Origin of the sequence: Salipiger bermudensis HTCC2601 (assembly GCF_000153725.1) — a bacterium.
Classification (GTDB): Bacteria; Pseudomonadota; Alphaproteobacteria; order Rhodobacterales; family Rhodobacteraceae; genus Salipiger; species Salipiger bermudensis.
In genome coordinates, this window is the sequence record NZ_DS022280.1 from 48958 (window position 1) to 72148 (window position 23191).

Below are 23191 nucleotides of genomic sequence, written 5' to 3' on the forward strand. Positions count from 1 at the left end.
CAGAAGCGCGAAGAGGATGCCGCAGACGCCCAGCGTCATGGTGACCTGAAGCCGTTCCGCGATCAGGCTCGCAACCGGGAGCTTGAAGTAGTAGCTCTCGCCGAAATCGCCGCGCAGGGCCGAGAACAGCCAGTCGCCGTATTGCACCAGCATCGGTCGGTCGAAGCCGTAGATGCGGCGGATCGCCTCGATGTCCTCGCCGCTCGCGGTCTCGCCCGCCAGCGCGGCGGCCGGATCGCCCGAGAGGAAAAGCAGGGAAAAGCTGATGAAACTGACGGTGAAGGCGACAAGCAGCGCCAGCCCCAGCCGTTTCAGGATGAATGGAAGCATGCGAACCCTCTCGCGCCGGACCGCATGGCCCGTGCGTCTGGTATCTCGGTGGTCTGGGAAGCGGGTGAGAGGCCGTGCCCCTCACCCGTGTTGGATCAGTTCCAGCTCATGTCGACGAAGCGCAGCACTTCATCGGGCGTGGGCGTGTAGCTGACAGTGTCCGAGAACACGTAGTTGGTGTTGTACGTGAACATCGGGGCCCAGAACGCCTCGTCGGCGATCTTCTGGATGGCCTTGGTGTAGTACTCGATGCGCTCGTCCGGGTCGGTCGAGCTGTCGGCCACGTTGAGCCATTCGAGCACCTCTTCGTCGCGGGTGCTGTCGAGCGAGCCGTGCTTGAAGAACTGGCTGACCATGGCCGAGGCGTCGTTGATCGAGTAGCTGCCCCAGGTCTGGAACGACAGCGGCACCTCGCCGTCCATGTTGAGCTCGCGCAGCGCCGAATACTGCAGCATCTTGAAGTCGGTATCGATGCCAACGGCGTTCAGGTACGACGCGATTGCCTCAGCGTACTGACGGTCGCGATAGGCGTAGAACTCGGTGCTGAAGCCGTCGGGATAGCCGGCCTCGGCCAGCAGCTCCTTGGCCTTCTCGGGATCGTACTCGTATTCGGTCACGTCTTGGATGCAGCCGAACTGGCTCGGGAAGCAGGGCGTGTAGACAACCTTGGACGAGCCCTGAAGCAGCGCGTCCACCAGTTCCTGACGGTTGATGGCGTGGTTCACGGCCTTGCGCACCAGCGGGTCGGTGAACGGGGTGTCGCCCGAGCGTCCCGCGCTGTCCATCTGCAGGTAGCCCACGCGCATGGTCGACTCGTTGGCGACGGTGAACTGCCCCATCTCGCCCAGCTTCTCGGCCTGGTCCGCCGGCACCTGCCAGATCAGGTCGAGCGAGCCCGAGAACAGCTCGGCCATCTGCGTGTTGACGTCGGGAATGGTGCGGATGTCGATCTTTTCGATCTTCGGCTGGCCCTTGGGGCTGTCGTGGTAGTTCTCGTTGGCCTCGAGCACGAAGTGCTGGCCCGGCACCACGTCGAGCACCTTGTAGGGGCCGGTGCCGACAGGCTTCAGGCCCATGCCCGACGGGCCGGCCTCGGCGTAGTACTCGTTGGGGTACATCGAGACGGGACCCGAGAGGAACTCGATTGCCGCGGGGAACTTCTCCTTGAGCTTGATGCGCACGGTGTAGTCGTCGATCTTCTCGGCAGACTCCATCCAGTTGACGTTGCGCTGGGTCTTCACGCCGTTCTCTTCCTTGGCGACGAAGTTCACCGTGTAGACCACGTCGTCAGCGTTGAACGCCTCGCCATTGTGGAAGGTCACGCCCTCGCGCAGCTTGAACTCGAGCGTGGTGTCGTCGATCCACTCCCAGCTCTCGGCAAGGTTGCCGACGTATTCGTTGGTTTCGGGGTCGCGATAGATCAGGCCGTCCCAGACGGCGCGCTGCATCACCACGCCTTCGCGCGACGAGTTGAAGTAGCTGTCGACGTTCTCAAGCTCCTTGGTGAAGGCCACGTTCAGTGTGCCGGAAGCCTTGTCCGCGAAGGCAGGCATTGCGGTGGTCATCGCCAGCGTAAGGGCGAGGATCGCGGAGCGGTCCAGAGGTCTTCTATTCATTTTAACTCCCGTTGGTTGACATTTGAGTATCATTATTTGATACATTAGATTATTATTTAATCATCTTAGCCGGACAGGCATGGCTGTCGTCAAGCCCCCTCTTCACCAAAAGCGGGAAGCGCGCCGGTTGATGAAGGCAGCGGTTGCAAATGAAGCAGAACTCTCTCCACGTCGGAACGCTCGCAAAGGGGCTGCGCCTGCTGCGTGCCTTCGACGAAGCCCATGTCTCCCTGACGCTCACCGAGCTGGTCGAACGCACCGGGCTCGAGAAGAGCGCGGTGCAGCGCTTGGCGCACACGCTGCATGTCGAAGGGATGCTCGACCGCGACCCCGACACGCGGCGCTACCGCCCGAGCCACGCCTGGCTCGAGCTGGCCTATGTCTACTACTGGTCGGATCCGCTGATCTCCCGGGCCCTGCCAAAGCTGATCGAATTCAGCCGCACGGTCGGCGAGACGGTGAACCTGGCGCAGATGTCGGGAGATCACATCATCTATGCCCTGCGCCTGCCCAATCACCGCACCCACTTTGCCGCGAGCATCGTCGGACGGCGGGTGCCGGCGCTGGCCACCGCGTCGGGACGGGTGATGCTCGCGACGCGGAGCGAAGCAGAGTACCGCGAGGCCTGCGCCACCTGGCCCCTGCCTGCCGTGACGCCGCTCACGATCACCGACCGCGCGGTCGTCGAAGATGACGTGATTGCCGCGAGACGCAACGGCTACACCATCACCGAAGCGCAAGTCCTGCTGAACGAGATCAGTCTGGCGGTGCCGATCATCGGCACCGATGGCCGCGCCGATGCCGCCGTGCAGGTGTCGCTGTCGAGCCTGACCTACGATTTCGACCGCGTGCGGCGCGAGATCCTGCCGGTCCTGCTCGACACCACTGCCAGCATCCAGGGCTGACGGCCCTCCGGCGGGTCAGAGGAAGGGGTTCGTGATCCGAAGCTGCCCTTCGATCAGCAGGCCGGACTGCATGTCCTCGGAATGCAGCACCGTGCATCCCGCCAGCAGCGCCGCGGCGGCGATCATCGAGTCGTAGACCGAGAGCCGGTAGCGCTCGGCCAGGGCGCGGCCGACCGCGTGGGTGCGCGGCGTGAGATCCTCGACCTGGCACAGCTCTTCGATGCCAGACAGGAAGGCGCCGGCCTCATCCCAGTCCATCCCGGCCTTGCGACGGCAGTTCACCAGCGCTTCGTTCAGCACCTGCACGCTGATCCGCGGCGCGCGCAGCAGCAGAGCCTCGGCGCGGTTCGCCTTCGGTCCGTCGTCGAGCAGGTAGAGGATGACGTTGGTGTCGAGAAACTCAGCGCTCATGCGCGGCGTCGCGACTCAGCCGATCCTGCGCCGAAAGCCGGCCACGGAACCGCCGCAGCCCGGCCAGCACCTCGTCGGGGCGCGCGTGGCGCGTCACCGCGAAACCGTCGTCACCGGCGGTGAGGTCGATCTCGTCGCCTTCCTTCAGCCCAAGCTTGCGGACCAGCTCGGCGGGCAGCCTCACGGCAAGCGAGTTGCCCCATTTCGCGACCTGCATGGCGGCCTCCTCCGGAGTTGGATATACTCGACTATATGTATATCCAACCGGACGATATCGCAACCGCTCAGCAGGGATCGACGGGACCCGGGCCTGAGGTGGCCCACGATCAGCCGGGATCACCCAGCCGGTCGGCGATCAGCCCCAGCGGATGGCGCAGCGCCTTGCCGCCGAGCCGCTCGCTCTGGCAGCGACAGGAAAAGCCGGTCGCCGCGGCCTCCTCGGCCTCGGCCACGGGCCCGGCCCAGGACAGGTCGAAGAGCTTGCGCGACATCTCCTGATGGCGGTCCTTGTGACCGAACATGCCCGCCATGCCGCAGCAGCCGGTCGCGGGCGTCTCGATCTCGAGCCCGATCCCGGCGAAGACCGCCTGCCAGTCCTTGCGGGCCGCCGGCGCACCGGTGCTCTCGGTGCAATGGGTAAATAGGCTGAGCCCCCCGCCCTTCGCCTGCGGCAGGCGCACGCCCGAGCGCACTTCCGACGCGAGGAACTCCTGCGGCAGCAGCAGCGCGGGAACGTCGAGCCCCGCCTTGCGGTAGTCCTGCCGCAACGCCATCACGAAGGCCGGGTCGAGCCCGATCATCGGGGCGCCGGTGGCAGCCCCCTTCCGCAGCGCCTCCGAAAGCCGGTCTGCCATCGCCCGGAACCCCGCCGGATCGCCCAGATCGCCCGCCACCTTGCCCGCCGGCAGCATCTCGACGAAGCGCGGCGCATAGCCGAGCGCGGTGAGCCCGCGCTGCACGTCGCGCTGGGTCGCCTCGTCATAAAGCGCCGAGAACCAGTCCATCCAGACCAGCACGGTGCGCTCCGGCAAGGTCTCGCTCTCAAGCTCCCGCACCGAGATCCGCGCCGCACGCGGCAGCGGTCGGGCGAGACTGCCCGGCAGGTCGGTGACGCCAAGCAGGCGCTCGGTGATCCTGCGCGCCAGAGGCCAGAACGGCCGCGTCAGCGGTGCCGCGCGCAGCAGCCACGGGCTCAGCCGCTCGGCCAGCAGCATGGCCCGATCGGTCAGCGGGCGCGCCTTGCGGGCGTAGACATCGGCATAGACCGCCGCACGCATCGAAGGGATGTCGACCTGCACCGGGCAGGTCGAGGCGCAGGCCTTGCAGCCGAGGCAGGTGTCGAGCGTACCGAGCAGGTCGGCCTCCTCGACGGTCTGCGCGCCGGTCCGCTTGCCCTCCTGCCAAGCCCGCATCGCGTCGGCCCGGCCCTTGGGCGAATGACGCAAGTCCTCGGTCGCCTTGAACGAGGGGCACATTGGCGTGGCCGCCGCATAGCTCAGGCACTGCGCATTGCCGTTGCAGCGGAAGGCCTTTTCCAGCGCGTCACCCTCGGGCGCGTTGAACGGGCGGAACGGCGTCGTCGCGATGCCCATCACCGGCGTGTCGGTGGCCACCAGTTTGCCCGGGTTGTACCGGCCCGCCGGGTCGAAGGCCGCCTTCACGCCCTGCAGCGCGGCATAGGCCTCGGGCCCGATCCAGCCCTCGAGATAGGCCCCGCGCACGCCCTTGCCGTGCTCGCCCCAGAAGATGCCGCCATGGCGATTCACCAGCGCATAGATCTCGTCCGAGACCTCGACCAGACGGGCGCGGTCTTCCTCGGCGTCGATGTCGAGCGCCGGTCGGATGTGCAGGCAGCCCACGTCGACATGGCCGTAAATGCCAAAGCTCAGCCCATGCCGAGTGAGGATCTCGAGAAAGCCGTCAAGGAAGGCCGGCAGCTCCTCGGGGGGCACCACGCAATCCTCGACGAAGGCCACCGGCCGCGCCCGCCCCTCGACCTTGCCGAGCAGCCCGACGCCCGCCGAGCGGATCGCCCATAGCTCGCGGATCTCGTCGGCGCCCGAGGCCACGTGCACCGCCCGGATGCCCGGCAGACCGCGCAGCCGCGCTTCGCAGGCGGCGAGCCCGGCCTCGAGCTCCTCGGCGCTGTCGCCGTTGAACTCCACGAAGGTATAGGCAAGCGCCTCGCCGCCCTTGGGACGCAGCGCCTCGGGCAGACGCCCCAGGAGCCCGGCCTCGCTGGCCAGCGCCTGCACGCGCTCGTCCATCACCTCGATGGCGGTGGGATCGTCCTGCATAAGCGGCAGCGCCGCGGCGAGCGAGTCGCGGAAGCTGGCGAAGCCCGCCACCACGAGGCGCTTTTGCTTCGGCAGCGGGCGAAGCTTCACCCGGATGCGGGTGATCGGCCCCAGCGTGCCCTCGGAGCCGGGGAACAGACGCCACCAGTCGAAGCCGCCGTCTTCGGGACAGGCGCGTTCGAGATCGTAGCCGGTGAAGCGGCGGTTGAGCCGCGGTGTGTTGGCGATGAAAGCCGCCCGCCCCGCCCGCGCAGCGCGCTCGGCGGCCTCCAGCATTGGTTGCGCCCAGCCCGGTGCGGCCTCAAGGCTCGAGACCAGCCCCTGCCCCCGGGCGATCTCGACACCCACGAGATTGTCGGAGGTCTTGCCATAGATCCGCGAGCCCTTGCCCGACGCATCGGTCGAGACCATGCCGCCCACCACGCAGCGCGTCGAGGTCGAGGTCTCCGGTGCGAAGAACACCCCCATCGGCCGCAGCTGCGCGTTGAGGTCGTCAAGCACGATACCGGGCTCGACATCGGCCCATTGGCCTTCGGGATCGACCTCGAGCAGCCGGTGCATGTGGCGGCGCATGTCGAGAATGACGCCCCGGTTGAGGCTCTGCCCGTTGGTGCCGGTGCCCCCGCCGCGCGCGGTGAGCGCGAGATGCGCGAACTCGGGAAGCTCAAACACCGACATGGCCGTCACCACGTCCTCGGCATCGCGCGGCGCCACGATCAGGTCGGGCAGGATGCGATAGACCGAGTTGTCGGTCGACATGGCTGCGCGCAGGGCGCTGTCGCGCTCGACCTCTCCCCTGAAGCCCGCGGCGCGCAGGGCGGCGGGAAGTTTGGCGATGGCGTCGGCGAAGCGGCTGTCGGTGGCGGTCATGTGGGTCTCCTGTGCGGGCGCATATTGACCGAAGCGTGGGGTTCTATAAAATTGAAAGATATGAAGATTGATGCAGAAAATACGAATTTCAACCTGCGGCACCTGCGGGCGATCCACGCGATCTGGGCCGAGGGCAGCTTTGCCCGCGCCGCCGACCGGCTGGGCGTGGTGCCCTCGGCACTGACCGAGACGGTGCGGCAGATCGAGGAGATCGCCGGCGGATCTCTGTTCGACCGGCGCAGCCGCCCGCCGGTGCCGACGCCGCTGGGGCTGGCTTTCCTGAAGGACACCGCGCCACTGCTCGATGCGCTCGACCAGTCCCTGACCCGGCTGCGGGCGCAGGCGCGCGGCTTGCACGGCGCGCTGCGCCTCGGCGCCGCGCCCTCGGCGATCACCCCGCTCATCGCCCCGGCCATAGCAGCCTTCCGCGCCGAGCATCCGCAGGTCATCCTCACCCTGCATGACGACGTCGCCGAGACGCTGGCCACCATGGTTGCCGACGGGCGGCTCGATCTGGCGGTGGCCGGGCGCGCCCGCAGCTCGCCCGATCTCGTCCAGACCGAGATCGCCGCCGATCCCTTCGGCCTCGCCTGCTGCGCCGAGCACCCGCTGGCGCGCAGGCGCGCCCCGGTGCGGCTGGCCGATATCGATCCGCAGGAGCTCATTCACCTTGGCACCGAGACCGGCTCCTCCCGCCTGCTTGCCGCGCATCCCGGCCTGCCCGAGACGCTGAAGACCGGCCCCCTGCGCAGCCATTCCACCATCGCCCAGCTCTGCCTCGTGCGGGCAGGCATTGGCGTGGCGCTGCTGCCGCGCAACGCGGTGGGGCTGTTCAACGACCCGGGCATCGTCTTCGTGCCGGTCAGCGACCTGGTGCTCGAGCGCAAGCTCTACCTGCTGAGCCCGGCGCGCCGGGCGCTGTCCCCCACCGCCGAGCGCTTCCGAACGCTCTTTCTCGGGTGACCGGTCAGCGACAACCGTGCCGGTCGAGAAACGCGCTCACCACCTCGGCGATCGCCCCCGCCGCGCCGGGGTCGAGGTGGAAATGGTGGTCGCCGGCGATCTCGGCGGTCTCATACCTCGCCACCAGCGCCTCCGCCCGCGCCGCGAGCTGCGCCACTGCATTGCGGCGGCTCTTGATGCCGTCCGTGGCCCAGATGTTCAGCACCGGGCAGCGCCACGCCCGCATCACGGCCTCCACATCCGCCTGTTTCAGCTTCACCGCCGAGCGCGCGAAGAGCCGGGGGTCGCCGCGCATCCGCACCCCTTCGGGATGCGGCTCGAGCGCCCGCGCCGCCAGCGCCGCGGACGTGCGGCGGGCGTTGCCCTGCCCCGCGCGACGCTCGATATAGGCCTCGGGAGAGGCAAATAGACGTGGCGGACGGGCCTTCTGCTTGCGGGTCTGCTCGATGAAGGCCCTGAGCGTGGTGACGATGGTCTCGTCGGGATCGGTCTCGGGCGCCAGCGAGTCGAGCGCGATCAGCGCCCGCACCCGGTCTGGCTGCGCCGCCGCGAACAGCCCCGCGATATTGGCGCCGCGCGAATGGCCGAGCAGGACGCAGTCCTGCCAGCCCAGCAGGTCGAGCAGCTCGGCGATCTGCGGCAGGTCATCCCAGATGTTGTAGGTGGCATGCGCCGCACGATGGCCGCTGAGCCCCTGCCCGCTCAGATCAAGCGCCACCACGCGGCAGCCCGTAAGCCTCGGCGCCAGCTCCTGGAAGCTGTCGGCGTGATCCATCCAGCCATGCAGGGCCAGCACCGGCGTGCCGTCCGCCGGCCCCCATACGCGCCCGGCAAGCCGCAGCCCGTCCACCTCCCAGACGCAGTCCTGCGCCGCCTCTGTGTTGCCGTCCGTCATACGCTCCTCCCGGTCCTACCTGCCGCCCTGCCCTACGCGTCTTCACGCAGGCTCGAGCCCTCCGGCGGGGTCCGACGGATGTTGCGCTCGAGATCCATGATGTAGCCGATGATCGCCGCGACCGCCTCCCAATGCTCGACCGGGATCGGGCGGTCGAGCTCGGCCACGTCATGCAGGGCGCGCGCCAAGGGCCGGTTCTCGACCATGGGGATCTCGTTCTCCTTGGCCAGTTCGCGGATCCGCGCCGCCAGCAGGTCGGCCCCCTTGGCCACGCAGACCGGCGCCATGTCGACGCCGTTCTCGTATTTCAGAGCCACCGCGAAATGGGTCGGGTTGGTCAGCACCACCGTGGCGCGCGGCACTGCCTGTGCGAGGCGCTGTCGCGCCCGCTCCCGGCGGATGTTCATGCGCTTGGATCGGATCAGCGGGTCGCCCTCGGTCTCCTTGACCTCGTCCTTGATCTCTTTCATCGACATGCGCTGCTTGCGGCGGTGATCGAAGCGCTTCCACAGAATGTCAGCCACCGCGATCACGCTCACCAGTGCCAGCGTGATGAGCAGCATCCGCGCCGCCTCGGCGCGAATGAAATCGGTCACCATCTCAGGCACGAGGCCTTGCGTCTGCCAGATCTGCCCCACCGCGTTCAGCACCACCCAGCCCGCGATCACACCGACCAGCAGCACCTTGGTAACGCTCTTGAAGAACTCGACGAAGGCGGCGAGCGAGAACAGGCGCTTGAAGCCCGAGATTGGCGAGATCTTGGACCATTTCGGCTTCAGACGCTCGGAGGCCACGACCACCTCGCCCTGCAGCGCGACGCCCGCCAGAGCGCCGATCACCATCAGCGCCATCAGCGGCCCGAGCAGGATGCCCACGCCGCGCAGCACCTTCCAGCTCACCGCGCCCAGATCGCGCAGCCCGCTCAGATCGGTACCCACATGAACCTGCCCGGCGCTCTCGAGCACGTTGCGGAACACCCCCGCCAACGGCGCCGAGACCGATGGCAGCACGAAGGCGGTGATCGCGAAAAGCGACAGCACCGCCATGACGTTGCCAGCCTCCTTGGAGGAGGCAACGTCGCCCTTCTCGCGCGCCTTTCGAAGCTTTCGCTCTGTTGGCTCTTCGGTCTTGTTGTCCTTGTCCTCGTCCTGATCCGCCATGGTCTAGAACACCAGCAGGCCAAGCCATTCGCCGAACCGTTCGGCGAATTCACGAAGCATCACCGGCGTGGCCATGACCAGCACCAGAAGCCCCGCCATGATCAGCACCGGGGCTGCGACGAAGAACACCGGCAGCGAGGGCATCATGCGTGCCGCAAGCCCCATGCCGAGATTGACCAGAAGCCCCATGACGTAGAACGGCGCCACGATCGACAGGCCGAGATAGAAGCTCTGCGACACCGCCTTGACGATCTGCTGGGCCAGATCCGAAGGCAGGATCTGGCCCGGCGGGAACAGGTCGTAGCTGCTGACCATGGCGCCGATGATCAGGTGATGCAGGTCGGTGGCAAAGATCATCGCCACGCCGCCCAGCATCAGCCCGGTCGAGATCAGCGTCGAGCCCTGGAACGAGCCCAGGCTGGGCGAGAACGCGTTCGACAGGCCCGAGACCAGCCCGATCTGGTAGCCCGCGAATTCCAGTGCGCTGAGCAGGATGCGGGCGGTGACGCCGATCCACAGCCCCAGCGTCAGCTCGATGGCCAGCGCTCCGACCAGCGGCCCCGGCGCATCGAGCGAGACCGGGCCCTGCGGCACCGCCGGGTAGAGCGCCAGCGACAGCAGCACCCCAAAGGCCAGCCGGTGGCGCACCGGGATGACGGTCTCGCCAAGCGCCGGCACGAACATCAGCATCCCGCCGATGCGGGCGAAGACCAGCGCCACGCCGAGGAACTCGACGGTGATGAGCGCCGCGAGGTTCACCCTACTGGCCCACGGTCGCCACGGTGCGCAGCGCGGTCTTGCGATGGATCTCGTTGTGCGACAGCACCACGGTCATCGGGCTGACGCGCTCGAGCATGGAGCGCACGAAGCTGCGCACCTCGGGGCTAACCAGCAGCGCCGGCCACTGGTCCTGTTCGGCGAATTTCTGGATCTCGCGGCGGGCCTGCAGCACGAATTCCTGCACCCGCTGCGGCGACATCACGAAGTTGCGCTCGTCGCCGTTGACCCGCAGCGCCTCGAGGAATTCCTTCTCCCATGCGGGCGACATCGAGATCACCGAGATGAAGCCGTTGTCATCGACCAGCGACTTGCAGATCTGGTTCGACAGCCGCCGCCGCACCGCCTCGGTGATTTGTGTCACACTCGATGTGGTGCGCTTGGCCTCGGCGATGGATTCGACGATCAGCGGCAGGTTGCGGACCGAGACGCGCTCGGCCAGCAGGGTCTGCAGCACGTGCTGCACCAGCACCATCGGCGCGTTGCCGGGGATGTCGCTGACCAGCTTCTGGTACTCGCGGTCGAGCCCCTCGATCAGGGTCTGCGTCGCGCCGTAGGTCATCAGCTCGGGCAGGTGCTCCTTCACCACCTCGGTCAGGTGGGTGATGATGACGCTTTCGGGATCGACCACCGTCAGGCCCATGGCCTCGGCCCGGGCGCCGGTCTCGGGATCGACCCAGAGCGCCTCGAGCCCGAAGGTCGGATCCTTGCCGCGCTCGCCCGACAGGCCGCACTCGCCGGGATTGACCACCATGAGCCCGTTCGGGCGGATCTCGCCGCGCGCCACCTCGACCCCCTGCACCATGATGGCATAGGTCTGGCCCGGCAGCATCGGCTCGTCCTTGATCCGCACCGAGGGCAGCACGAAGCCGAACTCACGGGCAAACAGGTTGCGCAGGCTCTTGATCTTGCCCGCCAGCGCCGCGTCGCTGTTGGAGATCAGCGGCACGAGAGACTGCCCCAGCTCGAGCCGCAGACCGTCAAGCTTGAGGGTGTCCTTGATGTTGTCCTCGGGGGCGGCGGTCTCGGCCCGCTGCTTGGCCGCCTCGACCCGGTCGGCGCTGACCCGCGCTGCTTCGGCCTGGCGCATCACCATCATTCCGAGGAAGGTCATGATCGCCGCCAGCGCGGTAAAGATCAGGCTCGGGAAGCCCGGCAGGAGGCCAATGCCGAAAAGCAGGACCGACGCCATGAACAGCGCCTTGGGGAACTTCGAGAGTTGCCCCAGCACCGCCTCGTTCGCGGCGCCCTCGGTGCCGCCCTTGGTGACGATGAGGCCCGCAGCCAGCGACACGATCAGCGCCGGCACCTGCGTCACAAGCCCGTCGCCGATGGTCAGCACGGTATAGAAATCCGCCGCCTCGGAGAGCGACAGCCCGTGCTGCGCCACGCCGATCAGGATGCCACCGATGACGTTGATCAGCGTGATGATGAGACCCGCCACCGCGTCACCGCGGACGAATTTCGAGGCACCGTCCATCGCCCCGAAGAAGCCGCTCTCGTCCTCGAGCTCCTTGCGGCGGGAGCGGGCCTGCTCCTCGTCGATGATGCCGGCCCCGAGATCGGCGTCGATGGCCATCTGCTTGCCGGGCATCGAGTCGAGCGAGAAGCGGGCCGAGACCTCGGCAATCCGGGTCGAGCCCTTGGTGATGACCACGAAGTTGATCACCACGAGGATCGCGAAGACCACGATCCCGATGATGAAGTTCCCCGAGACGATGAAGCGCGAGAAGCCCTCGATCACCCCGCCGGCGGCGCTGGGGCCGGTGTGGCCTTCCGACAGGATCAGCCGTGTCGAGGCCACGTTGAGCGACAGGCGCAGCATCGTGACGACAAGTAAGAGGGTCGGAAAGCTATTGAATTCCAGTGGCTTGGGAATCCAAAGAGCCACCATCAGCACGAGCACCGACACCGAGAGCGACACCGCCAGCCCGAAATCGAGCACTGCCGCGGGCAGCGGCACGAACAGCACCGCGAGGATCAGCGTCACCGCGATGGCGAAGCCGATGTCGCGGTTGCCGTGGCCCCGGCCCAGCCAGCCCGGCAGGGAATTCGTGGAAGGATTGGACATCGACATCAGAACATCTTTCGGAAGGCTGGCAGCACGGGCGAGAGCGTCTCGCGCCCGAACAGGCTGCGGGCGCCGCTGTTGGCGGCGCCGGAACGGAGGGTCATGTCGGAGGTCCAGAAATGCCCCGAGGGCAACGGCTCGGAGGTGACCGCCGCCACCGCGGCAAGACCGAGCCCCCCTGCCCCGCCGCCGCTGCCCGAGGCCGCAAGCTGGCGGAAGATGTCGAGCCGCTCGTTGGCGATGGAGACATTCTGTTTCAACCGATCGAGATAGACACCCTGGTGCACCTCGGTGGCCGAGTGGTAATGCCCGGCCGCCTTGATCCAGTCGCCGGTCTTTTCATAGAGCTGCACCAGGAACCGCGCCGCGTAGTCGACGTTGCGCGCTGGGTCGAACCCCTCTTCGAGCTGGACAAAAGCATCCGGATGCCAGCGCAGATTCACCTGCATGCAGCCAACATCGATAGACTCGACCCCGGCTGACTGCCGCGCCCGCACCCAGCTCGCCGCCGATTGCGGCGTCTCGAAGAAGCGCCCGTCACCGTCGGCATTGGCGACCCAGGGCCAGATCGTCAGCTCGCCCTCATGCATCATGCCGCTTTCCTGCAGGCCGATGCCGAGCAGAAGGTTGCCCGGGATCTGGTGACGCAGCTGGGCGCGCAGGATCTCGTGAATGCAGACCCCCGCCGGGTTGCCGGTAGAGCGCGGCCCCATCGCCTGCGGCGCCTGCGAGACGCGCTCGGAGGGGCGGTAGAAATTGCTCCAGTCGGCCAGGGCCCCCTGCCCCGCAACCAGCGCCAGAACCGTCAGAAGGATCCGCAGCGCGCGCATCACAGACCGCCGCTCACGATCAGGTCGAAGGCACGGTCCGAGAGCCGCTTGACCACGGTGTACATCAGCGGTGTGAAGGCCAGCAGACCGATGAAGATCGCGACGATCTTGGGCACGAAGGTCAGGGTCATTTCCTGCACCTGGGTCAGGGCCTGGAAGAACGCGATGATCAGCCCCACCACCAGCGCGATGGCCATGATCGGGCCGGAACCGTAGAGCACGGCGAGGAAGGCGTCGGACAGGATCGTGTAGGTATCGCTTTCGGTCACGACCGCCTCCCCTCCGATCAGATCGGCATGCGGATGATTTCCTGGTAGGCCTCGACCAGCTTGTCGCGCACCGCCACCGCGGTCTTGACCGTCGAGTCGAGCTCGAGCGTGGCTTCGACCACCGCCTGGGTATCGGCATTGCCGCGCAGCCCGGTCTGCGCCGTCACCTCGGCTTCGCGGATCGTCTGCACGGCGTCCGAGCCGGCCTGCGCCACCATGTCGGCAAAGCTGGGCTTGCCTTCATCTGACCCGAGGTCGGCGACGGGCGCGGCCGTCATGTCCTGCGAGGCCCGGTAGGCCCCCGATGCGGCATTGATCGAGAGGAAGGAGTTGGTATCGGTCGCCATGGATCTTCAGTCTTATTTCAGCAGATCGAGAAGCTGCGAGCGCATGCTCCGCCCGGTCTCGAACATGTTCAGGTTGGCCTGGTAGCTGCGCGATGCTTCGCGCATGTTGCTCATCTCGAGGATGGTGTTGACGTTCGACACCTTCACGAAGCCATCCTCATCGGCGGCCGGGTGCGAGGGGTCGTAGTTCAGCTGGAAATCGGCATCGTCGCGACGCACGCCATCGACCTCGACCATCGAAGCGCCGCTGTCGCGGTCGACCATCTCCTGGAACGAGATGATCTTGCGGCGGTACGGATCCTCGCCGTTGCTGTTGCCGGTCGAGCTGGCGTTGGCGACGTTCTCCGACACCACCTTGAGCCGCTCGCCCTGAGCGCGCATGCCGCTTGCGGCGACGGAAAGAACTGTCTTGAGCGTGTCCATGCCCTGCCCTCTTATCTGACGCCGGTGACCGCGATGGTCAGCAGGCTGTGTCCACGGCGGTAAAGCTCGGCCGCGAGCCGGTAACTGCCGGCAACTTCTGCCGCGTCGATGGTCTGCTGTTCGAGCGCCACGGTGTTGCCGTCGATGCTGCCCTCCCAGGCGTCCTCATCCGCGGTCACGCGCACGCCGTTCGGCGTCTCGCCGCTGCTCGTGATGTGCCGCGTATCGGTGACCTTGAGCCCCTGCATCGCGTCGGCGTTCTCGAGCATTGCGTCGAACCCGCTGACCTTCTTCGCCTTGTAATCCGGCGTATCGGCATTCGCGACGTTTTCAGAGATCACAGCCTGACGGGCTCCCAGCCATGTCATGCGCTGCGAGGCCAGCTGAAAAAAGGACATTCCACCAAGCTTCATGAACAGTTTCCTTTTGTCTCAATCAAAGATAGCATGATTAAATCTTGCTTAGCAATGGATAGAACCATGCATACAGCCTTTTCAGAGCTTTCTAGCCTTACGCGGACCATAGAACGGGCAAGCATAACCGGGCAGGTCACGTCGGCGCTTGGGCTGGTGCTTACCGTCTCGGGTCTTGAGCGCGCCGTGGGCATCGGCGCGCATTGCGTCGTACAAGGTGCCAATGGCCCGGTTCTGGCCGAGGTGGTGGGCATCGACGAAAGCGGGACAAGGCTCCTGCCCTTCGGAAGCTGGGATGGCGTGCGCACCGGCGATCCGGTGGCCGTCACCCAGTCCGGCGCCGAGCTGCGCCCCGATGACGCCTGGATCGGCCGAGTGGTGAACGCGCTCGGGCAACCGCTCGACGGCAAGGGTCGCCTGCCCGAGGGCGACAGGCCGCGCCCGCTGCGCGCCGCGCCGCCCCCAGCCTTCACCCGCCGCCGCGTCGGCGACCGGCTGTCAACGCGGCTCAAGGTGATGGACGTGTTCGCCCCGCTCTGCCGTGGCCAGCGGATGGGTGTGTTCTCGGGTTCTGGGGTCGGCAAGTCGACGATGATGGCGATGCTGGCACGCAACGCCCAGGCGGATGTGATTGTCGTGGGGCTGGTCGGCGAACGTGGCCGCGAGGTGCAGGACTTCCTGCAGGACGATCTTGGAGAAGAGGGCCTAGCCCGCGCCGTCGTCGTGGTCTCGACCGGTGACGAACCGCCGCTGATGCGCCGGCAAGCTGCCTGGACCGCCACCACCGTGGCCGAGCATTTCCGCGATCAGGGCAAGCAGGTTCTGCTGCTGCTCGACAGCGTCACGCGCTTCGCCATGGCACAGCGCGAGATCGGCCTGGCTGGCGGCGAGCCGCCCACCGCCAAGGGCTATCCGCCGACCACGTTTGCAGAGCTTCCGCGGATGATGGAGCGTGCCGGACCGGGCAGCGGCGAGGGCGGCGACATCACCGCGCTCTACACCGTTCTCGTCGATGGTGACGATATGGACGATCCCATCGCCGATGCGGTGCGCGGCATCATGGATGGCCACATCGTGCTCGACCGGCGCATCGCGGAAACGGGCCGCTTTCCGGCGGTGAACCTGCTGCGTTCGATTTCGCGGATGCTGCCGGACTGTCACGGCCCCGAGGAATACGCGATCTACCGCGCCGCCCGCTGCGCCATGGCGCGCTATGCCGACATGGAAGAGCTGATCCGCATCGGCGCTTACCGGCCCGGCAGCGATGCCGAGGTCGACGCCGCGATCAAGCTGTTCCAGCCGCTCGAAGATCTTCTGCGCCAGAGCAAGCGGGACGCGATGGAACCGAACGAGACCTTCGCCCGCATCCATGCCTGCCTGACCGAGGCCGGTATCTCCGTTCCGACGGAATGAGATCTGGAGGGGCGCCGTGAAGTTGACAGCTGTCAACTCGGCCCCCGTCACCCCGCTCACGCGGCTTTCCTCTGAAGGCTCGAGATCATCGCATCCGGCGTGAAACTTCCCTCCTGCGCTTTCCGCGACAGGCTTCGCAGATACGCCCCCGGCGAGCGGATCGTCCCAACATTCTGAACGATACCTGCGAGTGTTGTCGCGGCATCCTCCGGACCCATAGCCCGGCAGGCCTCTTGCCATGTCGACGGGTCGATCCCGGTCATCGGGGCGATACGGGCCATCAATTGGACAAAGCTCGTCCAGTCGGACACACGCTTCTCAGCATATGGCAGGACATCGGGGCAGGCGGTGAGGATCGGGCTTAGCGCCTTCTGTACCGACTGTGCCTTGTGAGGCTCGGGGACGCGCTCTTTCAGATCAATAAGAGTCTTATCTGAAACTTGTATGTGCCGCTCATTTTGGCTGTCCGAGGCGATCAGTTCAGGCGTCACGGGGTCGGTCGGTTCGACCTCTGGAGTGAGCTTTTCCACAAGCGTGGCGACGAGCGGTTGCAGGCGGTCACGGATGGTCGAGAGATCTTCAAGACCAAGCTTGCGACGCAACTGGCGCTTGGCGAGGATCACGGCGTCTTCAATGGCATCGAGCCCTTCGTCGAGCTCGGAGGCATGGCCAAGCTGCGCCAGGTCCGAGGCATCGCGGATCAGCAAGACAACCTCTTCTCGCAGCAGGGCGATCTCGTTGCTGCGGATCTCGGCGGCGCGGGCGTGGTGGGCGATCTCTCCGGCGCGCAGGAGCAGGGGCCGGAGGTCGAACCCGTAAGCACGCACAACGGCGCCCGAGGCATCACGGCGCTGGTAGCGCTTGCCGTTGGGGCTGTCGTGGCGGGCGATGAGGCCGCTTGCCACCAGCGCTGCGAGGTGGCGCCGCAGTGTGCTTTCGGGCATCCCGTGGGCGCGTTCACAGAGCGTGGCGTTCGAGGCGTAGACGATCAGCGGCGCCCCGTCGGTCAGCTCACGCTCGCGATGCACGCCAAGCAGCACTGCGAGAACCCGCAGTGTCCGGTCCGAAAGCTCGTAGCTCTCGCGCGCGGCGGTCAGTTGCGTCAGAAGCTCCCATTTGTCCATGGAAGCGACCGGGGCAGGGCGGTCGAGCCGGGTCACCGCCTCCAGTTGGGCAGCCGATAGCGGCCGCCGCCCGAAGGACGTCGTTGTCAGTCTCTGCATATCGTTTCACTGGGCAAAACTTTTCCGGCCGCCGGACTCACACGGCGTTGACAGCTGTCAACAAAAGGGGCTAGATTCGAGGTGCGAAAACGAGATCAGGCCTCTTGGGATGTTATGTCCTGAGGGGCTTTTTCTTTGGTCCTGCCGTGTCGTGCCTCCTTGTTTCTGCTCGATGTCTTGGGGCTTGCGCCCTTATTCGCCGGTCTGGCTGCGCCAGTTGCGGTGAATCTCTTCGATGTTGTCGATGAGCCAGTCCTCGAAGCCCTGGGCTTCGGCGGCATCAAAGGTCAGCACCGTTTTCTTACCGGTTTTCTTCGCCCGCCCGATGCGACCGCTCTCGCCACGTAGCTCGCGATCGGGAGCCGGGGCAGGGGCCAGCTTCGCGGACCGGCGGCTGACGATGCGCAGCGCATCTTCGAACCGCGCGTCCGAGCTTTCGCCGGTCAGGGTGCCGGCGACACGGTCCGGGGAGAACCCGCCCGCGGTCAGCTGGTCGGCCAGCTTGCGCCAGCGGTCGCGCCCGGCGGAGGGCGCCGGTCCGATGGCCTCGATCAGCACCTGCGGCACGGTGTCGGCCACGCTCAGCATTCGGCTGATCACGGTCTTGTCGATATGCAGCGCGTCGCAGATGATCTTGCGCTCGAAGCCCTCGTCGCGCATCTGGCGCGCGAAGTTGGCCTTCTCGATGAAGCTGAGGTCGCGCCGGGCGGCGTTTTCCTGCCCCTGCGCGATGATCAGGTCCCGGTCCGACAGCTCGCGGACCATCGCCTTGACCGGCAGGCCGAGATCGCGCAGCGCGGCGACCCGGCGGCGGCCATAGACCACCTGGAAGCGGTCGTCGCTGCCCTCGATATGGCGCAGAAGCACCGGCACCTGCTGGCCGTATTCCGCCAGCGACGCCTTGAGCCGTTCATGCTCGGCCGGATCCTCGCCGAGACGGTCCTGCAAGCCGCCGTCCTCGATCTGGTTCGCGGGGACCTCGACCATCGCCCGGCTCTTGAGCTGCGCGATGGACTGGCTGACCGCGCCGATGGCGCCTTTCTGGTAGCGGGCCTGACGCGGCGCGGCAGGGTCGGATGCCTCCGCCGCCGGTGCGGGCGCATCTCCCATCAGGCTCTTGAGAAGGTCCTTGCGTGCCATCAGCGCCCCCAGCTTTTCTGAACGAGATCGAGGATCTCGCCATTCGCGGAATTTAGGCTCTCCATCGCCCGCTCATAGGTCGAGCGGGTGAACTGGCTTTTTTCCACCTCGTAGAGTGTCTGCTTGGTGATGCCGGCGTCGGAGATCGCGGTCGATTTCAGCACCGGGTGGTTCAGCACATATTCGCCGAACATCGAGCGCATGAAGCTGACCATCTGGTTCTGCGGACCGTCGCCCGGCTCGTAGCGGGTCACGACATAGCGCATCCAGTCATAGCTCATGTCGCCGCCGGCTTCGCTGACCACGCCCAGAAGATTCGAGGTCATCAGCAGGAACTGGCACATCGACATGACGTCGAGCATCTGCGGGTGCACGGTGACAAGCACGGCGGTCGCGGCCGACAGAGCCGACATGGTCAGGAAGCCCAGCTGCGGCGGGCAGTCCATGATGACGAGGTCGTAATCGTCCTGCACCTCGGCGAGCTTGTCGCCGACGCGGGTGAAGAACATCTCGCCCGAGCGCTCGGCCAGCGCGCGCGGCGTTTCGTGCTCGAACTCCATCAGGTCGAGATTGCCCGGCACGATGTCGAGGTCGTGGAAATAGGTCTTCTGGATCACGTCCGACATGGCGACCGGATCGTCGTAGCGGATCGCGTCGTAAAGCGTGCCACCGTCGAGCATGTCGAACTCGGGCTGGTAGCCGTGCAGGGCCGAAAGCGAGGCCTGCGGGTCAAGATCGATGGCCAGCACGCGGTAGCCGTCAAGCGCCGCCTTCTGTGCGAGATGGGCGGCTGTCGTGGTCTTGCCCGAGCCGCCCTTGAAGTTGATCACCGTGATGACCTGAAGATGGTCGCCCTCGCGCCGCCCGGGCAGGTACGTGCCCGGCGCCTTGGCGCCTTTCTCGAGGAACTTGCGCAGCTCGGCGATGTCGGAGGGCGCGTAGAACCGGCGGCCATTGCCGCGGATCTCGACCTCGGGGCCCTTGCCGTCGAGATGTAGCTTGCGCAGGTAGGCATCCTTGACGCCAAGCAGGGCCGCGACCTCGCCGGAGGTGAACTTGCGCAGCTCCTTGCGCGCGTGCGGGGGAAACAGCTGGGCGCGGTGCGCCTGCAGCCGTTCCGACAATCTGGCCGCATGATCGCCCACAAGAAGGTCGATCCGGTCCTGTCGTGTCATCAATTCTGCCCTCGTGCCATAAGCGTTTGTTACGCTTATTTTAGTATTGTTGGCTTTTCTCCGTAATTGAATGCCTTCGTTTACGGATTCGGGCAAGATTTTTCTGCAAGATCTAGTGTCTGCAAAACCGTTAGACACTAGCTCCCAGACAGGGGTCTCAGCGCTTCCAGCGCAGGAGCGATAGCTCGTCGAGATCCTTCGCTTCGCGCTTCTTCTGTGCGTCGCGCTCTTCGGTGAGACGTTTAAGCCTCAGAATTTCATAGGTTTTCTGTTCCGCCAACGCGGCGCGCAGCCGGTCCTCGGCGGCGGCAACCTCGGGCGCGAGCTTGGAGGCTTCGTGTGAAATCCGGTCGACCTCGGCACGGATCGAGCGAATAAACCGGCCCAGATAGGGGGCACCCTCGAGGCCGTCGATCCGCGATTCACCGGAAAGACGGTGCAATAGAGCCTGTTTTTCCGAATCGAGCCGGTTCATCCGGTCGCGCAGTTGGGCGGTGCTGCGGGCCTCGCGCTCGGTGTCGAGCCGCTTGAGACGCTCCATCACGTCGAGCGCCTTGAGGCGGCGCCGGGCGGCGTCAGTGGCCATCGGAGGGCTCGGGCTCCGGCGTCTGCTCGACCACCGGTTCCGGGGCAGGCGGCTCGCCGCCCAGCCGAATGCGCATCCTGGCGAGGATCTCGACGGGAAAGCCGTATTCCGACGGCGGCAGGGCATCGAAGCGACCGCCGATCGCGGCGGAGGTAAAGCTCGTCTCTTCTTCGTCGCTCGCTTCCGGCTCGGGGGCGTCCGCCGCCGAGGCGATCCCGGCGAAGACCAGCAGGCAGGGCAGGGGGGCCCGGCGGATCATGCCGCCGGCAACTCTTTCTGCGCCGCCTCGACCTCGTAGAAATCGGGCTGCATCCGGGTCGGAATATTGCCGCGGCCGATCTCGACGCAGATGCTGGGCGGATGGTCCGCGACCATGGCGACAAAGATGTCGCGGATGATCATGTAGAAGGCGCCGTCCTCTTCTTCGATCTGCTTCAGCCGGCCCGAGATCGGCTGCACCATGCAATAGGCCAGGAACACGCCGAGGAAGGTGCCGACCAGCGCGCCGCCGATCATCTTGCCGAGGATCTCGGGGGGCTGGTCGATCGAGGACATGGTCTTGATCACCCCGAGCACGGCGGCAACGATGCCGATCGCCGGCAGGCCGTCGGCGACCTGCTGGATCGCGTGCACCGAGGCCAGCGACTCGTGGTGATGCTTCTTGATCTTGCGGTTGATCACGTCCTCGGTCGCGTACTTGTCGTCGAACTGCATCGACAGCATGCGGAAGCTGTCCCGGATCAGGTCGATGGCGAAGTGATCCGCCGCGATGCGCGGGTAGCGGTTGAAGATGTCGCTGTCGGATGGCGACTCGATATGGCTGTCGAGCGCCAGGATGCCCTTGGCCTTGTAGATGCGGGTGAGCTCGTACATCAGGTTGAGCAGGTCGCCGTAATCCTTGGCCTTCCAGCGCGGGCCCTTCAGCACCTTGACGATGCCGCCCGCGGATTTCTTGATCACGTCGACGCTGTTGGCGATGACGAACGCCCCGATCGCCGCGCCGCCGATCATCATGCCTTCGAAGGGCAGGGCGTGCAGGACAATGTCCATCTTGCCGCCGGAGAGCATGAAGCCTCCAAAAACAAGGCCGAACACAAGGGCAAGTCCCAGTATCATCGTCATCGGGTGCGGTCTCTGCTCTGTGGTCACCATGCCGGCACACCGGCAATCTATGTCAATTCATAAGTAAATTTGACTTTCTTTCAAGTATAAACAAGGATAGATTGGCAATTATAAGGACAGTTGGGACAGCAGACCATGATCGCCGAGAAGCTGGCTTACTTTTTCGATGCTTCCGACCTCGGCAGTGTGTTCGAGGACTGGCCCGAGGAGGTCGGTCTGGCGCTGTGTCTGGATGATGCCGGCACCTGCGAGATGCTGCTCCACCATCACGAGGAAGGCCGCACGGTTCTGCGCAAGGCCGGTGCCTTGCTGGATCGCGGGCCCGGCGAGTTCGCCGTGGTGCCGGCGGTCGAGGGCTACCCGACCCGCCGCGTCTTGTTCTCGGACGAGCAGAAACTGCTCGCATTGGTCGAGGATGAGGACGATCTCGCCGAGATGGCCGCAGACTACCTGATCAACTACCACTTCGAGAAGGACCGCAAGGCGCGTGAACGCCGCGAGAAGGAGGCCGCACGCGCCGCCGTCCAGAAGGCCCCGGCGCGCAGTTCCGAGCCGTTCTTCTGGCGCCCGCGGCTGCATCTCTCCGAGGTGCGCGCCAAACGGCAGCCCAGGCCGAAGGCGCCCGAGATCCCGCAGGGCTATGTCCCGGCCGAGGCGATCTCGGAAGTCGAATGCTTCTTTGCCGAAGGCGAGTTGCGGATCGGGCGCCGCGGTGTCCGTCTGGCGCTGGCGCCAGAGCTTGTCGACATCAAGACCTGCACCCGTCTGGTGCAGGAGGTCGGCTTTCGCGATGACCTGTCGCGGTTCGTTCTGCCGCGCAAGGCCGTCGAGGGGTGGAAGCCGGGCGAGCCTCTGGTGATCGACATTCCCGAGGAACGGTTCCCCGCCGGTCTGCGGGCCCGCTTCTCGGGCGCGGCGCGGGTGGCTGAGGTCACCATCACGGCGCAGGGGGTGTTCGTCGCTCCGGGCGCGGTGATCCCCGAACCGGAGCCGGTGCCGGAGGCGAAGCTCAAGGCGCCGGTGCGCAAGCGTCGGCGGTTCCTCACCCCGGTGCGTGTCGCGGTGGTGCTGCTGACCGGGGTCGGGCTGACGGCCGGAACCATGATCAACGCCGTCGAGACCCCGAATCTGCTTGAGGCGCCGGCGAACCTCGTGGCCTTCGACGAGGGCGCGGACTGACAACCTTGGTCAGAGCCGCGGCTCGCCTTCCATGACATAACCTTGGGACCGCACCGTGCGGAGCGTCACTGCGCCATCGAAATGGGCGTCGAGCTTGCGGCGGATGCGCGCGATATGCACGTCGATCCGGCGGTCGCCGTAGCGCCATTCCTCCTCGCCCAATGCCTCGGCCAGCGCCGGGCGGCTGACAATCTCGTTCCGCCGCGCGTTGAGAGCCGAGAAGATCCGCTCCTCCAGCGGCGTCAGCCCGAGCTGCGCCAGCCAGGCGGCCCGCTGTCCGCCTTGCGTGGCGCTCTGCAGGCGGGCGGCAAGCCGCGCGCGAAGCTCGGATGGATCGTGATCGGCGCGCAGCGCATCGTCGGCCCCGGCGGCAAAGGCCTCGGCCGCACCGCGCGGCCGGTTGCCATGATCCACGGCAAGGATAACGGCGCCCGGCACCTGCCTTCTTACACTGGCGATCAGCGAGAGCATGGCGTCATCGCGCGGCCCATGCGCCGTGAGCCCGACGATCATCGCGGTGAGCGGCGCATCCGGCGCGATCAGGTCGCTCATTTCGGCCGGCCGGGCGCGGCGCAGGACACGGCGCAGCCCGGCGGCCCGCAGCAATGCCGCCCAGTCGTTTCGGCGGTCGGTGTCGCGCTCCAGGACGACCGAGAAGGATGCTCTTTTCTTCATGCTACCGTCAGGGCGGCCTCTGTTTCGGAGGAAAACAAGGATTCGCAGACAAATTCAGAACTTTTCACCGAGGATTAACCTTACCTCCGTATTTCTTAACT

At 66.3% G+C, this 23191-nt stretch carries 25 protein-coding genes; 4 read left to right on the forward strand and 21 right to left on the reverse strand.

Features of this window, described 5'->3' with window-relative positions:
• The coding region (locus R2601_RS25055; RefSeq protein WP_007803890.1) for an ABC transporter permease family protein at nucleotides 1-330 on the reverse strand (330 nt) is incomplete at its 3' end.
• Between the two features lie 95 nt (nucleotides 331-425).
• A complete protein-coding gene (locus tag R2601_RS25060) occupies nucleotides 426-1946 on the reverse strand; it encodes an ABC transporter substrate-binding protein (RefSeq protein WP_040546121.1) in 1521 nt (506 codons plus the stop codon).
• Nucleotides 1947-2095: 149 nt separating this feature from the next.
• Between R2601_RS25060 and R2601_RS25065 the strand changes: the two genes are divergently transcribed.
• Nucleotides 2096-2851 carry an IclR family transcriptional regulator gene (locus tag R2601_RS25065; protein WP_007803894.1) on the forward strand — a complete coding sequence of 252 codons (756 nt, stop codon included), beginning with the start codon at nucleotides 2096-2098 and terminating at the stop codon, nucleotides 2849-2851.
• Between the two features lie 15 nt (nucleotides 2852-2866).
• Here the strand turns inward: R2601_RS25065 and R2601_RS25070 are convergent, their stop codons facing one another.
• From R2601_RS25070 to R2601_RS25080, 3 genes are all read right to left on the reverse strand, one after another.
• Entirely contained in the window at nucleotides 2867-3262 is a 396-nt protein-coding gene (locus tag R2601_RS25070; RefSeq protein WP_007803896.1) for a PIN domain-containing protein, read from the reverse strand.
• Nucleotides 3252-3479, reverse strand: a complete 228-nt coding sequence (locus R2601_RS25075; RefSeq protein WP_007803897.1) for an AbrB/MazE/SpoVT family DNA-binding domain-containing protein — start codon at nucleotides 3477-3479, stop codon at nucleotides 3252-3254. Before R2601_RS25075 ends, R2601_RS25070 begins: the two co-directional genes overlap by 11 nt.
• Nucleotides 3480-3588: 109 nt before the next feature.
• Nucleotides 3589-6429, reverse strand: coding sequence for an FAD-binding and (Fe-S)-binding domain-containing protein (locus R2601_RS25080; RefSeq protein WP_007803899.1), 2841 nt, complete (start codon nucleotides 6427-6429; stop codon nucleotides 3589-3591).
• A gap of 60 nt (nucleotides 6430-6489) precedes the next feature.
• Here R2601_RS25080 and R2601_RS25085 point away from each other — a divergent pair, with 60 nt between their 5' ends.
• Nucleotides 6490-7392, forward strand: coding sequence for a LysR family transcriptional regulator (locus tag R2601_RS25085; protein WP_007803901.1), 903 nt, complete (start codon nucleotides 6490-6492; stop codon nucleotides 7390-7392).
• Nucleotides 7393-7396: 4 nt separating this feature from the next.
• Here the strand turns inward: R2601_RS25085 and R2601_RS25090 are convergent, their stop codons facing one another.
• The 9 genes from R2601_RS25090 to flgB are packed head-to-tail and all read right to left on the reverse strand — an operon-like array spanning nucleotide 7397 to nucleotide 14562.
• Entirely contained in the window at nucleotides 7397-8287 is an 891-nt protein-coding gene (locus tag R2601_RS25090) for an alpha/beta fold hydrolase (RefSeq protein ID WP_007803903.1), read from the reverse strand.
• Nucleotides 8288-8319: 32 nt separating this feature from the next.
• Entirely contained in the window at nucleotides 8320-9447 is a 1128-nt protein-coding gene (gene flhB, locus R2601_RS25095; protein ID WP_007803905.1) for a flagellar biosynthesis protein FlhB, read from the reverse strand.
• A gap of 3 nt (nucleotides 9448-9450) precedes the next feature.
• On the reverse strand, nucleotides 9451-10206 hold the full coding sequence (locus R2601_RS25100; protein ID WP_007803907.1) for a flagellar biosynthetic protein FliR: 756 nt from the start codon (nucleotides 10204-10206) through the stop codon (nucleotides 9451-9453).
• A 1-nt stretch (nucleotide 10207) separates the two neighbouring features.
• The gene (gene flhA, locus R2601_RS25105) at nucleotides 10208-12295 is read right to left on the reverse strand and encodes a flagellar biosynthesis protein FlhA (protein WP_040546152.1); all 2088 of its coding nucleotides are present in this window, start codon (nucleotides 12293-12295) and stop codon (nucleotides 10208-10210) included.
• 5 nt (nucleotides 12296-12300) lie between these two features.
• A complete protein-coding gene (locus R2601_RS25110; protein WP_007803911.1) occupies nucleotides 12301-13125 on the reverse strand; it encodes a lytic transglycosylase domain-containing protein in 825 nt (274 codons plus the stop codon).
• Nucleotides 13125-13394, reverse strand: a complete 270-nt coding sequence (locus R2601_RS25115) for a flagellar biosynthetic protein FliQ (RefSeq protein WP_007803913.1) — start codon at nucleotides 13392-13394, stop codon at nucleotides 13125-13127. Before R2601_RS25115 ends, R2601_RS25110 begins: the two co-directional genes overlap by 1 nt.
• Before the next feature lie 17 nt (nucleotides 13395-13411).
• Complete coding sequence (fliE, locus tag R2601_RS25120; RefSeq protein ID WP_007803915.1) at nucleotides 13412-13741, reverse strand: flagellar hook-basal body complex protein FliE; 330 nt, start codon at nucleotides 13739-13741, stop codon at nucleotides 13412-13414.
• Nucleotides 13742-13753: 12 nt separating this feature from the next.
• A complete protein-coding gene (gene flgC, locus R2601_RS25125) occupies nucleotides 13754-14164 on the reverse strand; it encodes a flagellar basal body rod protein FlgC (RefSeq protein WP_007803917.1) in 411 nt (136 codons plus the stop codon).
• Nucleotides 14165-14175: 11 nt separating this feature from the next.
• Nucleotides 14176-14562: a flagellar basal body rod protein FlgB gene (flgB, locus tag R2601_RS25130; protein WP_224888185.1), complete on the reverse strand. Its 387-nt coding sequence runs from the start codon at nucleotides 14560-14562 to the stop codon at nucleotides 14176-14178.
• Between the two features lie 81 nt (nucleotides 14563-14643).
• Here flgB and fliI point away from each other — a divergent pair, with 81 nt between their 5' ends.
• Nucleotides 14644-15990, forward strand: a complete 1347-nt coding sequence (gene fliI, locus R2601_RS25135) for a flagellar protein export ATPase FliI (protein ID WP_040546126.1) — start codon at nucleotides 14644-14646, stop codon at nucleotides 15988-15990.
• Between the two features lie 56 nt (nucleotides 15991-16046).
• Here the strand turns inward: fliI and repC are convergent, their stop codons facing one another.
• The 6 genes from repC to motA all read right to left on the reverse strand — a co-directional run bounded on the left by repC (nucleotide 16047) and on the right by motA (nucleotide 21236).
• Nucleotides 16047-17213, reverse strand: a complete 1167-nt coding sequence (gene repC / locus R2601_RS25140; RefSeq protein WP_083794035.1) for a plasmid replication protein RepC — start codon at nucleotides 17211-17213, stop codon at nucleotides 16047-16049.
• Between the two features lie 192 nt (nucleotides 17214-17405).
• Entirely contained in the window at nucleotides 17406-18353 is a 948-nt protein-coding gene (gene repB / locus R2601_RS25145) for a plasmid partitioning protein RepB (protein ID WP_007803926.1), read from the reverse strand.
• Nucleotides 18353-19528, reverse strand: coding sequence for a plasmid partitioning protein RepA (gene repA, locus R2601_RS25150; protein WP_007803927.1), 1176 nt, complete (start codon nucleotides 19526-19528; stop codon nucleotides 18353-18355). The genes repB and repA overlap by 1 nt, the downstream gene beginning before the upstream one ends.
• A gap of 157 nt (nucleotides 19529-19685) precedes the next feature.
• Nucleotides 19686-20114 (reverse strand): flagellar export protein FliJ, encoded by a 429-nt coding sequence (locus R2601_RS25155; RefSeq protein ID WP_007803929.1) that lies wholly within the window; start codon nucleotides 20112-20114, stop codon nucleotides 19686-19688.
• Complete coding sequence (locus tag R2601_RS27135) at nucleotides 20104-20373, reverse strand: hypothetical protein (protein WP_007803931.1); 270 nt, start codon at nucleotides 20371-20373, stop codon at nucleotides 20104-20106. Before R2601_RS27135 ends, R2601_RS25155 begins: the two co-directional genes overlap by 11 nt.
• Nucleotides 20370-21236, reverse strand: a complete 867-nt coding sequence (motA, locus tag R2601_RS25165; protein WP_040546128.1) for a flagellar motor stator protein MotA — start codon at nucleotides 21234-21236, stop codon at nucleotides 20370-20372. The genes R2601_RS27135 and motA overlap by 4 nt, the downstream gene beginning before the upstream one ends.
• A gap of 135 nt (nucleotides 21237-21371) precedes the next feature.
• On the opposite strand from motA, the gene R2601_RS25170 reads away from it, so the two are divergent.
• Nucleotides 21372-22415, forward strand: a complete 1044-nt coding sequence (locus R2601_RS25170; RefSeq protein ID WP_007803935.1) for a hypothetical protein — start codon at nucleotides 21372-21374, stop codon at nucleotides 22413-22415.
• 9 nt (nucleotides 22416-22424) lie between these two features.
• Here the strand turns inward: R2601_RS25170 and R2601_RS25175 are convergent, their stop codons facing one another.
• A complete protein-coding gene (locus R2601_RS25175) occupies nucleotides 22425-23090 on the reverse strand; it encodes a helix-turn-helix domain-containing protein (RefSeq protein WP_007803937.1) in 666 nt (221 codons plus the stop codon).
• Nucleotides 23091-23191 lie beyond the last annotated feature (101 nt).

What these genes read in the sequence shown, in the direction of transcription:
- flgC (WP_007803917.1), bottom strand. Translation starts at nt 14,164, where the DNA reads ATGGACACGCTCAAGACAGTTCTTTCCGTCGCCGCAAGCGGCATGCGC.
- R2601_RS25090 (WP_007803903.1), bottom strand. Translation starts at nt 8,287, where the DNA reads ATGACGGACGGCAACACAGAGGCGGCGCAGGACTGCGTCTGGGAGGTG.
- fliI (WP_040546126.1), top strand. Translation starts at nt 14,644, where the DNA reads ATGCATACAGCCTTTTCAGAGCTTTCTAGCCTTACGCGGACCATAGAA.
- repA (WP_007803927.1), bottom strand. Translation starts at nt 19,528, where the DNA reads ATGACACGACAGGACCGGATCGACCTTCTTGTGGGCGATCATGCGGCC.
- repC (WP_083794035.1), bottom strand. Translation starts at nt 17,213, where the DNA reads ATGCAGAGACTGACAACGACGTCCTTCGGGCGGCGGCCGCTATCGGCT.
- flhA (WP_040546152.1), bottom strand. Translation starts at nt 12,295, where the DNA reads ATGTCCAATCCTTCCACGAATTCCCTGCCGGGCTGGCTGGGCCGGGGC.
- R2601_RS25085 (WP_007803901.1), top strand. Translation starts at nt 6,490, where the DNA reads ATGAAGATTGATGCAGAAAATACGAATTTCAACCTGCGGCACCTGCGG.
- R2601_RS25110 (WP_007803911.1), bottom strand. Translation starts at nt 13,125, where the DNA reads ATGCGCGCGCTGCGGATCCTTCTGACGGTTCTGGCGCTGGTTGCGGGG.
- flgB (WP_224888185.1), bottom strand. Translation starts at nt 14,562, where the DNA reads ATGTCCTTTTTTCAGCTGGCCTCGCAGCGCATGACATGGCTGGGAGCC.
- R2601_RS25065 (WP_007803894.1), top strand. Translation starts at nt 2,096, where the DNA reads ATGAAGCAGAACTCTCTCCACGTCGGAACGCTCGCAAAGGGGCTGCGC.
- R2601_RS25155 (WP_007803929.1), bottom strand. Translation starts at nt 20,114, where the DNA reads ATGGCCACTGACGCCGCCCGGCGCCGCCTCAAGGCGCTCGACGTGATG.
- R2601_RS25075 (WP_007803897.1), bottom strand. Translation starts at nt 3,479, where the DNA reads ATGCAGGTCGCGAAATGGGGCAACTCGCTTGCCGTGAGGCTGCCCGCC.
- R2601_RS25070 (WP_007803896.1), bottom strand. Translation starts at nt 3,262, where the DNA reads ATGAGCGCTGAGTTTCTCGACACCAACGTCATCCTCTACCTGCTCGAC.
- R2601_RS25080 (WP_007803899.1), bottom strand. Translation starts at nt 6,429, where the DNA reads ATGACCGCCACCGACAGCCGCTTCGCCGACGCCATCGCCAAACTTCCC.
- fliE (WP_007803915.1), bottom strand. Translation starts at nt 13,741, where the DNA reads ATGGCGACCGATACCAACTCCTTCCTCTCGATCAATGCCGCATCGGGG.
- repB (WP_007803926.1), bottom strand. Translation starts at nt 18,353, where the DNA reads ATGGCACGCAAGGACCTTCTCAAGAGCCTGATGGGAGATGCGCCCGCA.
- flhB (WP_007803905.1), bottom strand. Translation starts at nt 9,447, where the DNA reads ATGGCGGATCAGGACGAGGACAAGGACAACAAGACCGAAGAGCCAACA.
- motA (WP_040546128.1), bottom strand. Translation starts at nt 21,236, where the DNA reads ATGACGATGATACTGGGACTTGCCCTTGTGTTCGGCCTTGTTTTTGGA.
- R2601_RS25060 (WP_040546121.1), bottom strand. Translation starts at nt 1,946, where the DNA reads ATGAATAGAAGACCTCTGGACCGCTCCGCGATCCTCGCCCTTACGCTG.
- R2601_RS27135 (WP_007803931.1), bottom strand. Translation starts at nt 20,373, where the DNA reads ATGATCCGCCGGGCCCCCCTGCCCTGCCTGCTGGTCTTCGCCGGGATC.
- R2601_RS25170 (WP_007803935.1), top strand. Translation starts at nt 21,372, where the DNA reads ATGATCGCCGAGAAGCTGGCTTACTTTTTCGATGCTTCCGACCTCGGC.
- R2601_RS25175 (WP_007803937.1), bottom strand. Translation starts at nt 23,090, where the DNA reads ATGAAGAAAAGAGCATCCTTCTCGGTCGTCCTGGAGCGCGACACCGAC.